General features: G+C 54.2%; 11 protein-coding genes. 6 read left to right on the plus strand and 5 right to left on the minus strand.

Translation table 11 applies throughout. The annotated features are described in order from the left end of the window. Window positions 1–49 precede the first annotated feature (49 nt). Window positions 50–1,006, plus strand: a complete 957-nt coding sequence (gene fepB, locus K0778_RS09270) for a Fe2+-enterobactin ABC transporter substrate-binding protein (protein WP_001234311.1) — start codon at window positions 50–52, stop codon at window positions 1,004–1,006. Between the two features lie 3 nt (window positions 1,007–1,009). Here the strand turns inward: fepB and entS are convergent, their stop codons facing one another. After that, window positions 1,010–2,260: an enterobactin transporter EntS gene (gene entS, locus K0778_RS09275; protein WP_001041786.1), complete on the minus strand. Its 1,251-nt coding sequence runs from the start codon at window positions 2,258–2,260 to the stop codon at window positions 1,010–1,012. A gap of 110 nt (window positions 2,261–2,370) precedes the next feature. Here entS and fepD point away from each other — a divergent pair, with 110 nt between their 5' ends. Genes fepD through fepC form a run of 3 tightly spaced genes read left to right on the plus strand, consistent with a single transcriptional unit; the run spans window position 2,371 to window position 5,176 of the window. After that, window positions 2,371–3,375, plus strand: coding sequence for a Fe(3+)-siderophore ABC transporter permease (gene fepD / locus K0778_RS09280; RefSeq protein ID WP_000016947.1), 1,005 nt, complete (start codon window positions 2,371–2,373; stop codon window positions 3,373–3,375). Further along, the gene (gene fepG, locus K0778_RS09285) at window positions 3,372–4,364 is read left to right on the plus strand and encodes an iron-enterobactin ABC transporter permease (RefSeq protein ID WP_000640988.1); all 993 of its coding nucleotides are present in this window, start codon (window positions 3,372–3,374) and stop codon (window positions 4,362–4,364) included. The genes fepD and fepG overlap by 4 nt, the downstream gene beginning before the upstream one ends. Beyond that, window positions 4,361–5,176 (plus strand): iron-enterobactin ABC transporter ATP-binding protein, encoded by an 816-nt coding sequence (gene fepC / locus K0778_RS09290; RefSeq protein WP_000140647.1) that lies wholly within the window; start codon window positions 4,361–4,363, stop codon window positions 5,174–5,176. Before fepG ends, fepC begins: the two co-directional genes overlap by 4 nt. On the opposite strand, the gene wzz(fepE) is transcribed toward fepC, so the two are convergent. The 4 genes from wzz(fepE) to fes all read right to left on the minus strand — a co-directional run bounded on the left by wzz(fepE) (window position 5,173) and on the right by fes (window position 11,823). Beyond that, a complete protein-coding gene (gene wzz(fepE), locus K0778_RS09295; RefSeq protein ID WP_000096692.1) occupies window positions 5,173–6,306 on the minus strand; it encodes an LPS O-antigen length regulator Wzz(fepE) in 1,134 nt (377 codons plus the stop codon). The genes fepC and wzz(fepE) overlap by 4 nt on opposite strands. A gap of 215 nt (window positions 6,307–6,521) precedes the next feature. Further along, window positions 6,522–10,403, minus strand: coding sequence for an enterobactin non-ribosomal peptide synthetase EntF (gene entF, locus K0778_RS09300; protein WP_063084766.1), 3,882 nt, complete (start codon window positions 10,401–10,403; stop codon window positions 6,522–6,524). Next, window positions 10,400–10,618, minus strand: coding sequence for an enterobactin biosynthesis protein YbdZ (ybdZ, locus tag K0778_RS09305; RefSeq protein WP_000885801.1), 219 nt, complete (start codon window positions 10,616–10,618; stop codon window positions 10,400–10,402). Before ybdZ ends, entF begins: the two co-directional genes overlap by 4 nt. 2 nt (window positions 10,619–10,620) lie before the next feature. Beyond that, complete coding sequence (gene fes, locus K0778_RS09310; RefSeq protein WP_000125843.1) at window positions 10,621–11,823, minus strand: enterochelin esterase; 1,203 nt, start codon at window positions 11,821–11,823, stop codon at window positions 10,621–10,623. 242 nt (window positions 11,824–12,065) lie between these two features. On the opposite strand from fes, the gene fepA reads away from it, so the two are divergent. Next, on the plus strand, window positions 12,066–14,306 hold the full coding sequence (gene fepA / locus K0778_RS09315) for a siderophore enterobactin receptor FepA (RefSeq protein ID WP_063084767.1): 2,241 nt from the start codon (window positions 12,066–12,068) through the stop codon (window positions 14,304–14,306). 174 nt (window positions 14,307–14,480) lie between these two features. Then, a complete protein-coding gene (gene entD / locus K0778_RS09320) occupies window positions 14,481–15,101 on the plus strand; it encodes an enterobactin synthase subunit EntD (RefSeq protein ID WP_001506608.1) in 621 nt (206 codons plus the stop codon). The last annotated feature ends 227 nt before the right edge of the window (window positions 15,102–15,328 follow it).

The raw sequence follows: 15,328 nt of genomic DNA on the forward strand, positions 1-15,328 counted from the left end.
CGAATTTGTCATTACGCCCTTAACCTTATTAATAACAGGAAGCTGATTTGTGAGACTCGCCCCGCTCTACCGCAACGCCCTTCTATTAACAGGACTTTTGCTTTCAGGAATAGCCGCAGTTCAGGCCGCTGACTGGCCGCGTCAGATTACTGACAGCCGTGGCACACATACACTGGAAAGCCAGCCGCAGCGTATTGTTTCCACCAGCGTCACCCTGACCGGCTCACTGCTGGCGATTGATGCTCCGGTGATCGCCAGCGGCGCGACCACGCCGAATAACCGCGTCGCGGATGACCAGGGCTTTTTACGCCAGTGGAGCAAGGTGGCGAAAGAACGCAAACTGCAACGGCTCTATATCGGCGAACCGAGCGCCGAAGCCGTTGCCGCGCAAATGCCGGATCTGATTTTAATTAGCGCAACCGGCGGGGATTCGGCGCTGGCACTGTATGATCAGCTTTCCACCATCGCCCCGACATTAATCATCAATTACGACGACAAAAGCTGGCAGTCGCTGTTAACGCAACTTGGCGAAATTACCGGGCATGAGAAACAAGCGGCAGAGCGGATTGCGCAGTTTGATAAGCAACTGGCGGCGGCGAAAGAGCAAATCAAATTACCGCCGCAGCCGGTCACTGCCATTGTCTATACTGCCGCTGCACACAGTGCCAATCTCTGGACGCCAGAATCAGCACAAGGGCAGATGCTGGAACAACTCGGCTTTACGCTGGCGAAGTTACCCGCAGGGTTAAATGCGAGCCAAAGTCAGGGTAAACGCCATGACATCATTCAGCTTGGTGGGGAAAATCTGGCTGCAGGGTTAAATGGCGAGTCACTATTCCTGTTCGCCGGTGATCAGAAAGATGCCGATGCTATTTATGCTAATCCGCTGCTCGCGCACCTGCCTGCAGTACAAAACAAGCAGGTTTATGCGCTGGGAACCGAGACGTTCCGTCTGGATTACTACAGCGCCATGCAAGTGCTGGATAGGCTTAAGGCGCTGTTTTAAGCATTAACTGTCGGACGCTGTCACCTGCGGCGGCGTCTGGCGAAAATGTCGCAACTCCACCAGCACCAGCAATAACAACACGCCGATAATCAACAAACCAAAACCGCTCGCGCTTGCGGAAGCAACCGGTGTCATCATCGCGCCCAAACCACCCAGCAGCGCCGCGCCTATGGCATCGCCCGTCACGTTCTGCGCCGTCCACAAACCGTTAATCCGCCCTAACATCGCTTCCGGGGTTTGCGTTTGCAGCATTGTGTATTGCAGCAACGAGCTGACCGCACTCAACCAGCCGAACAGCGCCAGACAAACCACGCCTAAAATCCACATCGGCATCAGGCCAAACAGACCAATGGCGAGGAACGATCCCAGCGTGGAGAGCAGCATCAATAACCCTGGTCGCGCACTATGTGCCAGCTTCCCGCTGGTTAACGCACCAATAGCCGCGCCGAGCGGGATCGCCGCGTAGAGAAAACCAATCTGTGCCGCTGACATCTGCCAGTTGTCAGCCAGCGCCGGATACAGTACCCGCACCGCGCTCGCCATCGTCAATAAACCACCCAGCAGCGCAATCCCGCCCACCAGCGGGCTGGCAAGCAGAAAACGAAATCCTGCCAGTAATGATTTCAACGGATGCTCACGCGGCTGCGGTGGCGGTGGCAACGCCGGAAGGCTTAACAACGGTAGCAAGGTAATAAACGTGCCCGCCGCCGCCAGCCCGTAGTTCCAGGCTACGCCACCGGTCGCCAGCAATAAACCGCCAATCATGGGCGAAATCACCGACCCCAGACGCACGGTCAACATGGTGATCGCCCCGGCCTGCATTAAGTTTTCACGCCCTACCAGTGCTGGTGTCGCCGCCAATAGCGCCGTAACGCCAAGCGATGCGAAAAAACCATCCCATAAACCAAGTAAATAGATTGCCAGCAATGACGGCTCCGGCAGCAGTGCATTAAGGCACAGTCCAATGAAGCCAATGCCACAGGTGCCGCGCGCCAGCAAAATCACTTTTTTGCGCTCATAGCGATCCGCCAGCACACCGCCGACCATCAGGCCAACAAACATCGCGCCGCCGGTCAGCGTCACCGAAAGCCCCACCTGCCAGGTGGAATGTGTCATCATCTGGATCTGCACCGGCACCGCGACGCCGAGCAAACCCAGAGACACAATTGAGATGAAACGAGCGAGGAATACTGCGCGAAACGCCGGGTGCGTTTTCAACAGGCTGAGGTTAAGCAGCCAGGATTGTTTATTCATTACAATGCCTTGCCATCAAATATTTTAAATACCTATTCTTAGGCTGCACATGCTAACATATCCAAATAAGATCGATAACGATAATTAATTTCATTATCATGGAAGTTCGTATGTCTGGTTCTGTTGCCGTGACACGCGCCATTGCCGTGCCCGGATTGCTGTTATTACTGATTATCGCGACGGCATTAAGCCTGCTCATTGGGGCAAAATCACTCCCCGCTTCCGTAGTGCTGGAGGCCTTCTCCGGCACCTGCCAGAGCGCCGACTGCACCATCGTGCTCGACGCGCGGCTGCCGCGTACCCTTGCCGGTTTACTGGCAGGCGGCGCGCTTGGCCTTGCCGGGGCGTTAATGCAAACCCTCACCCGAAACCCACTTGCCGACCCCGGCTTGCTTGGCGTGAACGCCGGAGCCAGCTTTGCCATTGTGCTGGGTGCGGCGCTGTTTGGTTACTCTTCCGCGCAGGAACAACTGGCGATGGCCTTCGCCGGGGCGCTGGTGGCCTCATTGATTGTTGCCTTTACCGGCAGTCAGGGCGGCGGGCAGTTAAGTCCGGTGCGTTTAACCCTGGCGGGCGTGGCGCTGGCGGCGGTGCTGGAAGGACTGACCAGCGGCATCGCCCTGCTTAATCCTGACGTCTACGATCAGTTGCGTTTCTGGCAAGCCGGTTCGCTGGATATTCGCAATCTACATACCTTAAAAGTGGTGCTGATCCCGGTGCTGATCGCCGGAGCAACTGCGCTATTACTGAGTCGCGCGCTGAACAGTTTGAGCCTCGGCAGCGACACCGCGACGGCGCTGGGCAGTCGCGTGGCGCGCACACAGTTGATTGGTCTGCTGGCGATTACCGTGCTTTGTGGTAGTGCGACGGCAATAGTTGGCCCGATTGCCTTTATTGGCCTGATGATGCCGCATATGGCGCGTTGGCTGGTGGGTGCCGATCATCGCTGGTCGCTGCCCGTCACGCTACTTGCTACCCCTGCCCTGCTGCTGTTTGCCGATATCATCGGGCGGGTGATTGTGCCCGGCGAACTGCGCGTTTCTGTGGTCAGTGCGTTTATTGGTGCACCGGTGCTGATCTTCCTCGTGCGACGTAAAACGCGAGGTGGTGCATGATTTACGTCTCTCGCCGATTACTCATCACCTGTTTGCTGCTGGTTTCCGCCTGTGTGGTTGCAGGTATCTGGGGATTACGCAGCGGTGCCGTCACGCTGGAAACCTCGCAGGTATTCGCCGCGCTGATGGGCGATGCGCCGCGCAGTATGACGATGGTGGTCACCGAATGGCGTTTACCACGCGTGCTGATGGCGCTGTTGATTGGCGCAGCACTGGGCGTCAGTGGCGCGATTTTTCAGTCGCTGATGCGTAACCCGCTCGGCAGCCCTGACGTAATGGGCTTTAACACCGGGGCGTGGAGCGGCGTGCTGGTGGCGATGGTGCTGTTTGGTCAGGACCTGACGGCTATCGCGCTGTCAGCAATGGTGGGCGGCATTGTCACTTCGCTGCTGGTCTGGCTGCTCGCCTGGCGCAACGGCATCGACACCTTTCGGTTGATTATTATCGGTATCGGCGTTCGCGCCATGCTGGTGGCCTTTAATACCTGGCTGTTGCTGAAAGCGTCTTTAGAAACGGCGCTAACAGCAGGTTTGTGGAATGCCGGATCGCTCAACGGCCTGACGTGGGCAAAAACCTCGCCTTCCGCACCCATCATTATATTGATGCTCATTGCCGCCGCCTTACTGGTACGCCGGATGCGCTTGCTGGAAATGGGCGATGATACCGCGTGTGCGCTGGGCGTCAGCGTCGAACGTTCGCGTCTGTTAATGATGCTGGTTGCAGTGGTGCTTACCGCTGCGGCAACAGCGCTTGCCGGGCCGATTTCCTTTATTGCTTTAGTCGCACCGCACATTGCCCGACGCATTAGCGGCACCGCTCGCTGGGGGCTAACCCAGGCGGCGCTATGCGGGGCGCTGTTACTGCTGGCGGCCGATCTCTGCGCCCAACAACTGTTTATGCCGTATCAACTTCCGGTTGGCGTCGTTACCGTCAGCCTCGGCGGTATTTACCTTATCGTCTTGTTAATTCAGGAGTCTCGCAAAAAATGACCGAATCAGTAGCCCGTTTGCGCGGCGAACAGTTAACCCTGGGATATGGCAAATATACCGTTGCGGAAAATCTGACTGTAGAAATACCTGATGGTCACTTCACGGCAATTATCGGGCCAAATGGCTGCGGTAAATCCACGTTACTGCGTACCTTAAGCCGCCTGATGACGCCTGCTCATGGGCATGTCTGGCTGGATGGCGAGCACATTCAACATTACGCCAGTAAAGAGGTTGCACGCCGGATTGGTCTGTTGGCGCAAAATGCTACCACGCCGGGCGATATCACCGTGCAGGAGCTGGTGGCGCGTGGACGTTATCCGCATCAACCGCTGTTTACCCGCTGGCGCAAAGAGGATGAAGAAGCGGTAACGAAAGCAATGCAGGCCACGGGAATAACTCATCTGGCAGATCAAAGCGTGGATACCCTTTCTGGCGGACAACGCCAGCGAGCGTGGATCGCGATGGTGCTGGCCCAGGAAACGGCAATTATGCTGCTCGACGAACCCACGACCTGGCTGGATATCAGTCATCAGATTGATTTGCTGGAGTTGTTAAGCGAACTGAACCGCGAAAAAGGCTATACCCTGGCGGCGGTGCTGCACGATCTTAATCAGGCCTGTCGTTACGCCAGCCATTTGATTGCATTGCGGGAAGGGAAAATTGTTGCTCAGGGAGCGCCGAAGGAGATTGTCACTGCTGAACTGATTGAGCGCATTTATGGTCTGCGCTGCATGATCATTGACGATCCAGTTGCCGGAACGCCGCTTGTGGTGCCGCTCGGACGAACGGCACCTTCAACCGCAAATAGTTAAACTAAGTGGTCTGCCATCATGGCATCCTGTTTTCTGGATGCCATCGCATAGCGCAACAGCACGCCACCACAAGCCACCATCCCGCCGATCAACGCGGAAAGGATCACAATAATCGCCTTACCCGGACCGTCTTTTTTCACTGGCAATGACGGGCTTAACTGATATTTAAACGGCGTAAAATTCACATCGTTGACATGTGCTTTTGTTAATTGCTCGACAAGATACTGCCGATTACGTAATTCACCGTTCAGTTCCGCAACGTCAGTGACCGCTTTTTCTATTTCCAGTTTGCGTTCAATACCGTCTGCACCGAGAGAAATAGAAAAATCGGGGTCATCTTTAACGGCCTGACCATTACTGTAAACGGGCTTTTTAATTCCTGCCGCGTTGGCAATGTCGAGTGAATAATTGAGGCGCTGAATGTTTGCATCAAGTTGATTTTTCGTTTTAATGCGATCCTGAGCCAGTTTTTCTTTTTCAAACTGGGTTTTGATCTCCAGTTTATTACGGACGTTTTCTAGCGACTCTTTCACCACCAACGTAGAGATATAATCGATATACCCGCTCAAAACGGTCTGCGCCTCTTCACTGGTTGGCGCGGTAAAACTTAGCGTCCAGGAGGTATACAGTGACGGTTCATCTTTTTTCTTACTGGCATTGTCATCAACCGCTTTCATTTTTTCGCTCAATGCGACAATTGCGCGATGCAAATCCAGTTCGTCGATTTTCGCCTCTTTTAATTGGTCCATCACATAAGGTGATGAACGCAGGTACTCTTCCAGCAAGCTAACCGACTGAAACTTCTTGATAAACAGGTTAAATGCTTCTGTACGATCAATTTTGATATCCAGATCCAGCACACGAAGCTTAGTGAATGATTTCTCCAACTCTTGCCACTGAACAGGTTCTGGAGGCGTGACAACCGCCGCGCTGGTCCATTTTTGCGGCAGGATGAAAGAGATCAGCAAGCCTGCGCAGGCAAACGCAAAAACGACCGCCATGACCGTTTTTTTGGCCCGCCATAAAACTGAGATTAGATTAAGTAAATCAATTTCATTATTACTGGGCGACGCCAGAGGATAATCGGGAAAATGAGCGTCACTTCCCTGTTTAATATTCAGTGATGACATGGGGTATAACCTGAAAATGAGTCCAATAGGGGGAAATCTCCACGGCGCTCACTTTACCAGTTGGTGATAATTATCCGAAGCTGAAGTTTGTAAATTCCTTCCACTGAATGCAACATTCACTCTATTTAAGAGAAATATTCATCAAACCTATAAATCAAACAAATAAAAAACCCATAATTATTTTCTGTAATTATGGGTTTATAAATAATATTAATTTACCTGTTTAGCGTTGCGCGAATAATCGGCCCAATTTTTTCAAACGTCCCTGGAGAGATAATATCCACATGCGCACAATCCTGACGATAGATATCCAGCTCCGCTATCCACGGCGACCAGGCGCGTTCGGGACTCATACCTTCCTGAAGTGTGCGTTCAGCAACAAACAGCGTCGCTTTACCGTCAAACGGTACGCTATGAGCAGTCGTCAGCAGGCGCACAGCATCAGCGTAGTTGCCTTCAATGGTGGTAAACAACTCCGTTGAAGTACTTCCCTGCTGTGCTGCCAGGAAGGCCTCGCGTTCGCGGTTAATCTCCGCCAGCACTTCCGGGTCCAGACCATTAGCTTCTTTTTCCTGCCAGTTTTGCGTTTCTGGCGGCCAGGTATCCAGCAAGCCAAGAAATGCCACCTGTTCGCCACGGGCACGCAGTCGCGCCGCAATACCCTGCGCCAGCGTACCGCCAAGGGAATACCCCAGCAGGTAATAAGGGCCATGCGGTTGTTGTTCAAGTAACGTTGCCAGATGCGCTTCGCAGACTTCATCCAGGTTTGCCGCCGTCTGCATGGGACCATTGGGGCGCGGTGACTGAATGCCGATAATCGACCATTGTGGATCGAGATAACGCGAGAGCACGCTGAACTGCCAGGCAAAACCGGACGCAGGATGGAAACAAAACAGCGTCGGGCCATTACCTTCACGCAACGGCAGAATGGTTTCGAATCCCATACGCCGGGTGCTGTCTTCTTCAGCATCAATAATCGTTGCCAGTTTGGCGACAGTTGACGCGACCATCACTTGCCCCGGCGTCACCTGGCGGGCAACCTGCCGACTTAACTGCGCTGCCAGTTTCATTGCCAGTAGCGAATGACCGCCAAGCGCGAAGAAATCAGCATCGGCATCCTGCACGTCACACCCCAGCAACGACGAGAATGCCGCGGCGATAATCGTTTCACTGCCCGCTTTCGGCGCACGCCCTGGCGCTTGTGCCTTCAGTTCAGGCAACGGTAAGGCTTTGCGATCCAGCTTGCCGTTGGCGCTAAGTGGTAACTGTGGAAGTTGCAGCAGAACCACCGGTACCATATGTGGTGGCAATGTTTCACGAAGCTGCGCCTGCAATGCGCTGGTATCCAACGGCAGGCCCGATTGCGACACCAGATAGCCCACCAATTGACGCGCATCACCACCGGTGGCAGCCGCCTGGTTAATCACACAGGCGTGGGTAACGGCTTGTTCGACATCCGGCAGCGCCTGCATCACGCGATCGATTTCGCCCAGTTCGATACGCTGCCCGCGAATTTTTAGCTGATCATCACTGCGCCCGAGGTACTCCACCGCGCCGTTATCCAGCCAGCGGGCAACGTCTCCGGTACGGTACATCCGTTCACCTGGGGCAAAAGGATCGGCAATAAAGCGGCTGGCGGTCAGATCGGGGCGTCCGAGATAGCCCTGCGCCAGTTGAATGCCAGTGAGATAGAGATCACCCGCCACACCCGGCGGCACCGGATGCATCATCGCATCAAGAATACGCAGACCCGTATTCCATACCGGATAACCAATCGGCACACTGCTGCCGCGCACCTGTGCCAGTTCCTCGCCAAAAGCCGGATACCAGCTGACATCTACCGCCGCTTCCGTCGGGCCATATAGATTATGCAACGGCGCGCCAGTTAACTGTTGCCATTCGCGGCATAAATCAGCCGGTAAGGCCTCACCACTACAGAAAACCTGTTTCAACGTCGCGCAACTCTGGCGAGCGGTTTGCGGCGTCAGCGAGGCAACAAATGCCGCCAGCATCGACGGCACAAAGTGCGTGGTCGTTACGCCATATTCGGCAAAGAATTGCTGCATAGCGAGCGGGTCGCGGTGCGCTTCCGGTTCAGCCATCACCAGTTTTGCCCCTGCGATAAACGGCCAGAAAAACTCCCACACCGAGACATCAAAACTGCACGGCGTTTTTTGGGCAACGACATCTTCGCCTGTAAGCGGATAATGATTTTGCATCCAAAGCAGGCGGTTGACGATAGCCGTCTGCCCGACCATTACCCCTTTCGGCCTGCCGGTGGAGCCAGAGGTAAAGATGATATAAGCCGTGTGATGCGGTTGTGAAAGTTGCAGCGGCGCACTGCCCTGCGGTGTAAGCGGGGCGTTATAGCAAAGGCTTGTTAAATTGGGAACATCGCTAAAGCGCGGCAGTTGATCGTCGGTGGTAATTAACAGCGACGGACGCGCATCTTCCAGCATCATTTTCAGGCGATCGTCCGGATAGCCGGTATCCAGCGGTAGCCAGGCCGCTCCAGCTTCAACTATCGCATGGAGTGCCAGGGTCAAAAAGACCGAGCGCGGTAGTGCCACCGCCACGCTGTCCCCTGGTTTAACGCCGCGCTCACGCAGCAGATTCGCCAGCGCCACCACCTGCTCGCGCATTTCCCGATAGCTGAACAGGTAACGCGCATCTGCCAGCGCCGGAGCATCCGGTGTTTTTGCCGCTTGTTCTGCCACCAGCGCGCTAAGCGTGGTTTCTGGAATCTCAACCTGAGTGGCGTTGAGCTGCGCCAGCTGCGCATACTCACCTGGCAGCATAATATCGACATCGCCGCACAACAGCGCCGGATCCGCGGCGAACTGGGCAATCAGCATTTTCAGGCGTTCAGCATGCTGGATTAACGTTGGCTCATCGTAACGCTGTTTATTGGCGAGGATCTCAATACTCAAATCACCGTGTACATCCGGGAACAGGGCCAGTTCAAGGTCATTAACCGGACCGGTTGCCAGGGTATGGGTTTGCGCCTGAACATCAGGAATATCCAGTTGGTAATCAAATACCTTGATATTGAGTACCGGACCAAACAGCGGTTCATCACCTGCCGCTCGCCCGCTGTCACGGACAATTTGTTCGGCATCGTAACGTTGATGACGACGCATTTTTTTCAGTTGTGCTGCCAGTCGGGTTGCCAGTTCCGGCAGCGTTTCTTGCGCCGCAATGTGAATACCCAACGGCAAAACGTTGAGCACGGGTCCGGTAGCCGTCAGCGCCGCCGAGCCCAGTCGACGCATAAAGATAAATCCGGCGGCGTAGTCCATACGATTGCACAATCGCCCCAGCCACAAGGCTGCCAGCGCAAGGGCTAAATCGGTACGCTGCACACCTGAAAGTTGCGTAGCCAGCTGGCGGAATTCCCCGTCGGTAAATTCCAGTTTCAGGCGCAGAATATCTGCCGAGGCGCTGCGCCCCGGTAAAGGTGCCGGAGAAAGTGACGCGGGCGGCGGCAGTTGACGACGCTGTTCTGCCCAGAATGCCGCATCACGCTGCCAGGCTTCGCTTTCGCGGTATTGCTGGTACTCTTCCACTACATCAGCGAAAGGCGTAAATGGCGAAGCAGGCGTTGGTTCGCCACGCAGCCATGTGCAGTAAATATTGGCGATCTGGCGGGTAATGGCCGGGAAACTAAAGCCATCGACCAGCAAATGGTGATAACGCTGATACCAGTACCAGCGGTTATCCGCCACCTGTATCAGCTGATGAAAGACCAGTGGTTTACCGCTATCGACGCGCAGATCTTGTTGCAAATCCGCCTGCATTAATGCCTGCGCAGTACCGTGCGGATCAATGTTGGTTCGTAGGTCGATAATTTCTGGCAGTTCGAACGTCAGCGCATCATCGACCCACTGCCAGACTTCGCCGTTATCTTCCGTAAAACGCATCCGCAGCGTATCTGCTTGCGCTAGTCCGGCAACCACCGCGCGGGCCAGTAATGGCGAATCAACCTCTCCGGTTAACTCACCGTAATGCGCCACGCTCCAGGCGGAGGGTAATTCTGACAGTTTTTCTGCCATCCAGATGCCGGGCTGTGCGGCGACCAAAGGTAAATGCTGGCTCATTGTGCCTCCTGCAACTGGGTAAAATTCGTCGGTGTCAGAGTACGCCAGTGGGCTTCCAGCCACTGCTGGCAGGACGCCTGTGACTGCGGCTGACACACAATGTCCCAGCCTGCCGGTAAGACGCATTGTTGCGGCCACAGACTGAATTGCCCCTGCCCATTGCGCAATATGTAAAACGCTCCCTGCGGATCATCGAAGGGATTACTGAATGCCATATTCAACTCCTGTCATGGAAAAGTGGTTGCCAGAGGTCGATTAGCCCCTGCATCAAGCCACCGCGCCAACAAAGCGCATCATGTCCGCCGTCAACCTGACGCCAGAAAATGGATTCTTTTATGGGGTGTAATTGCGCATACAGCGCCTGATTGGCCCGCATGATCATCGGCTCGCGAATACCCGCTTCCAGCACAATGCGCAGACCTTCGGCGCTAACTTCACCAGCTTTTAGCTTTTCAAGTAACACGCCCTCTTGCTGCCCGCCCCGATGCGGCCACCAGTACGATCCTGACTGGCTTAATACACAGCCAAAGCGTTCAGGCCAGTGCAGTCCGGCATACAGCGCGGAAAGCCCACCAAAACTCTGCCCGGCAACCACGGTGCGATCGGCACGATCGCTAAAAGGGGCAATAGCTTTCACCAGGGGTAATAACTCTTGCTGTACTGCGAGCCAGAAATCCGCATTACACGGCAGTTCGTGGGCGCGGTGCGTGGTGTCGATAGCGTCGATCAACACATACACGGCGGGAGGAAGTTGCTGACGATGGGTCAGCGAAGTCAGCACTGGCCAGACGGGCATACTTTGCGCCCAAAATTCGCCATCGAGCAAAACTGCCAGCGGGCGTTCTTCTGCTGTTGCATCGCCGGTGGTAAAAATCCATACACGCCGTGACTTTTTCAACCGTTCACTTTTCCAGATAATTTCTTTGGCAGGTATTTCTGGCGCTTGCGGACAATCCCATCCCGGTTGCAGAGGCGCTTGCGGCATTTCGAGTGCAGAAACAGCGTGCCCTCGCCCGCCTTTCCAGCTTTGTAGGTTCAGCGGATCGGCTATCGCCTGGGGTAATAGTTTTCGCCAGCCTTCGCGCAATTCGAGGCGATCGGGGGATGGTACAGAAAAAATGTCATCGCGTTCGGTGGGAATAAAGCAGTAGCTGCCGCGCCAGTTGGCATTGAGTTGTGTCGTCCACTGCCAGACGTTAGTGCCTGCAATTCGCTGCATCGACTGGGGCTGGCTGTTCTGATGGTGATCGGTCACACCAGTGATGTAGACCCATACGCGCTTTATCGTCGAGTATTCTTCAGAACCTTGGGGATCACGCCACCAGAAAGTGACCTCAAACATTTCGTCATTCAGACGCTGCCATTCCGGGCCATGTTTCGACTGCCACCAGCTCTCACTTCCTACTTTTAACGCCGTCACACCATAACCCCATGTTTACTGTGCAATTTTTCATTGATTGCAGAAATATATTGATAATATTATTGATAACTATTTGCATTTGCAATAGCGTAATGGCGCGCCGTGGGAAGCGCGGACATTAATTAACCAACTGCACTGCGTGTCTTTCAGGATCAAAGGTTTTCGCGGTAGCGGGATGCGTCGTGTTGATGACGACCATGCCCGACAGTTGCAATTCGTGGCAAAAATGCAGGAATAAAACAATGAACAAGAAGATTCATTCCCTGGCCTTGTTGGTCAATCTGGGGATTTATGGGGTAGCGCAGGCACAAGAGTCGACCGATACTCCTGTTTCACATGACGATACTATTGTCGTTACCGCCGCCGAGCAGAACTTACAGGCGCCTGGCGTTTCGACCATCACCGCAGATGAAATCCGCAAAAACCCGGTTGCCCGCGATGTGTCGGAGATCATCCGTACCATGCCAGGCGTTAACCTGACCGGTAACTCCACCAGTGGTCAGCGTGGGAATAACCGACAGATTGATATTCGCGGTATGGGTCCGGAAAACACGCTGATTTTGATTGACGGCAAGCCGGTAAGCAGCCGTAACTCGGTGCGTCAGGGCTGGCGTGGCGAGCGCGATACCCGTGGTGATACTTCCTGGGTGCCACCTGAAATGATTGAACGTATTGAAGTTCTGCGTGGTCCGGCAGCTGCGCGTTATGGCAACGGCGCGGCGGGCGGCGTGGTTAACATCATTACCAAAAAAGGCAGCGGCGAGTGGCACGGCTCCTGGGACGCATATTTCAATGCGCCAGAACATAAAGAGGAAGGTGCCACCAAACGCACTAACTTTAGCCTGACCGGTCCGCTGGGCGACGAATTCAGCTTCCGTTTGTATGGCAACCTCGACAAAACCCAGGCTGACGCGTGGGATATCAACCAGGGCCATCAGTCCGCGCGTGCCGGAACGTATGCCACGACGTTACCAGCCGGGCGCGAAGGGGTAATCAACAAAGATATTAATGGCGTGGTGCGCTGGGATTTCGCGCCATTGCAATCGCTGGAACTGGAAGCAGGTTACAGCCGCCAGGGTAACCTGTATGCGGGCGACACCCAGAATACCAACTCCGATTCCTATACCCGCTCGAAATATGGCGATGAAACCAACCGTCTGTATCGCCAGAACTACGCGCTGACCTGGAACGGTGGCTGGGATAACGGCGTGACCACCAGCAACTGGGTGCAGTACGAACACACCCGTAACTCGCGTATTCCGGAAGGTCTGGCGGGCGGTACCGAAGGGAAATTTAACGAAAAAGCGACACAGGATTTCGTCGATATCGATCTTGATGACGTGATGCTGCATAGCGAAGTTAACCTGCCGATTGATTTCCTCGTTAACCAGACGCTGACGCTGGGTACGGAGTGGAATCAGCAACGGATGAAGGACTTAAGTTCCAACACCCAGGCACTGACCGGAACGAATACCGGTGGCGCTATTGATGGCGTGAGTGCCACCGACCGTAGCCCGTATTCAAAAGCAGAAATTTTCTCGCTGTTTGCCGAAAACAACATGGAGCTGACTGACAGCACCATCGTAACGCCGGGGCTGCGTTTCGATCATCACAGTATTGTCGGCAATAACTGGAGCCCGGCGCTGAACATATCGCAAGGTTTAGGCGATGACTTCACGCTGAAAATGGGCATCGCCCGTGCTTATAAAGCGCCGAGCCTGTACCAGACTAACCCGAACTACATTCTCTACAGTAAAGGTCAGGGTTGCTATGCCAGCGCGGGCGGCTGCTATCTGCAAGGTAACGATGACCTGAAAGCAGAAACCAGCATCAACAAAGAGATTGGTCTGGAGTTCAAACGCGACGGCTGGCTGGCGGGCGTCACCTGGTTCCGTAACGATTATCGCAATAAGATTGAAGCGGGCTATGTGGCTGTAGGGCAAAACGCAGTCGGCACCGATCTCTATCAGTGGGATAACGTGCCGAAAGCGGTGGTTGAAGGTCTGGAAGGATCGTTAAACGTACCGGTTAGCGAAACGGTGATGTGGACCAATAACATCACTTATATGCTGAAGAGTGAAAACAAAACCACGGGCGACCGTTTGTCGATCATCCCGGAGTATACGTTGAACTCAACGCTGAGCTGGCAGGCACGGGAAGATTTGTCGATGCAAACGACCTTCACCTGGTACGGCAAGCAGCAGCCGAAGAAGTACAACTATAAAGGTCAGCCAGCGGTTGGACCGGAAACCAAAGAAATTAGTCCTTACAGCATTGTTGGCCTGAGCGCGACCTGGGATGTGACGAAGAATGTCAGTCTGACCGGCGGCGTGGACAATCTGTTCGACAAACGTTTGTGGCGTGCGGGTAATGCCCAGACCACGGGCGATTTGGCAGGGGCCAACTATATCGCCGGTGCCGGGGCGTATACCTATAACGAGCCGGGACGTACGTGGTATATGAGCGTAAACACTCACTTCTGATGCTAACGTCAGATTGTTGACAAAGTGCGCGTCGTTCATGCCGGATGCGGCGTGAACGCCTTATCCGGCCTACAAAAATCTTGCCAATTCAATATATTGCAGGACCATGTAGGCCTGATAAGCGTAGCGCATCAGGCAGTTTTGCGTTTGTCATCAGTCTCGAATATGGTCGATATGAAAACTACGCATACCTCCCTCCCCTTTGCCGGACATACGCTGCATTTTGTTGAGTTCGATCCGGCGAATTTTTGTGAGCAGGATTTACTCTGGCTGCCGCACTACGCACAACTGCAACACGCTGGACGTAAACGTAAAACAGAGCATTTAGCCGGACGGATCGCTGCTGTTTATGCTTTGCGGGAATATGGCTATAAATGTGTGCCCGCAATCGGCGAGCTACGCCAACCGGTGTGGCCTGCGGAGGTATACGGCAGTATTAGCCACTGCGGGGCTACGGCATTGGCCGTGGTTTCCCGTCAACCGATTGGCGTTGATATCGAAGAAATTTTTTCTGCGCAAACAGCGACCGAATTGACAGACAACATTATTACACCAGCAGAACACGAGCGACTCGCAGACTGCGGTTTAGCCTTTTCTCTGGCGCTGACACTGGCATTTTCCGCCAAAGAGAGCGCATTTAAGGCAAGTGAGATCCAAACTGATGCAGGTTTTCTGGACTATCAGATAATTAGCTGGAATAAACAGCAGGTCATCATTCATCGTGAGAATGAGATGTTTGCTGTGCACTGGCAGATAAAAGAAAAGATAGTCATAACGCTGTGCCAACACGATTAATTGACAACATCTGGTACGATTCGCCCGCAGCCATCACTGACCACGGGCGAAAGTGTAAAGCAGGTGCCTTACCATCCTGACCTGACAACCGGATATGCGGGGATTGCTCCCATAAGCGCTAACTTAAGGGTTGAACCATCTGAAGAATGCGACGCCTCGGTGCCTCGTTAAGACGATGCCTCGCGTTCTTCAATTGCGTTTTGTAGGCTGTCAGGGATACTGTCCCA

The sequence above is a fragment of the Escherichia sp. XD33 genome, assembly GCF_019375075.1.
GTDB classification, from domain to species: domain Bacteria; phylum Pseudomonadota; class Gammaproteobacteria; order Enterobacterales; family Enterobacteriaceae; genus Enterobacter; species Enterobacter flexneri_A.

What these genes read in the sequence shown, in the direction of transcription:
- entS (WP_001041786.1), bottom strand. Translation starts at nt 2,260, where the DNA reads ATGAATAAACAATCCTGGCTGCTTAACCTCAGCCTGTTGAAAACGCAC.
- fepD (WP_000016947.1), top strand. Translation starts at nt 2,371, where the DNA reads ATGTCTGGTTCTGTTGCCGTGACACGCGCCATTGCCGTGCCCGGATTG.
- fepG (WP_000640988.1), top strand. Translation starts at nt 3,372, where the DNA reads ATGATTTACGTCTCTCGCCGATTACTCATCACCTGTTTGCTGCTGGTT.
- fepC (WP_000140647.1), top strand. Translation starts at nt 4,361, where the DNA reads ATGACCGAATCAGTAGCCCGTTTGCGCGGCGAACAGTTAACCCTGGGA.
- entF (WP_063084766.1), bottom strand. Translation starts at nt 10,403, where the DNA reads ATGAGCCAGCATTTACCTTTGGTCGCCGCACAGCCCGGCATCTGGATG.
- ybdZ (WP_000885801.1), bottom strand. Translation starts at nt 10,618, where the DNA reads ATGGCATTCAGTAATCCCTTCGATGATCCGCAGGGAGCGTTTTACATA.
- fepA (WP_063084767.1), top strand. Translation starts at nt 12,066, where the DNA reads ATGAACAAGAAGATTCATTCCCTGGCCTTGTTGGTCAATCTGGGGATT.
- entD (WP_001506608.1), top strand. Translation starts at nt 14,481, where the DNA reads ATGAAAACTACGCATACCTCCCTCCCCTTTGCCGGACATACGCTGCAT.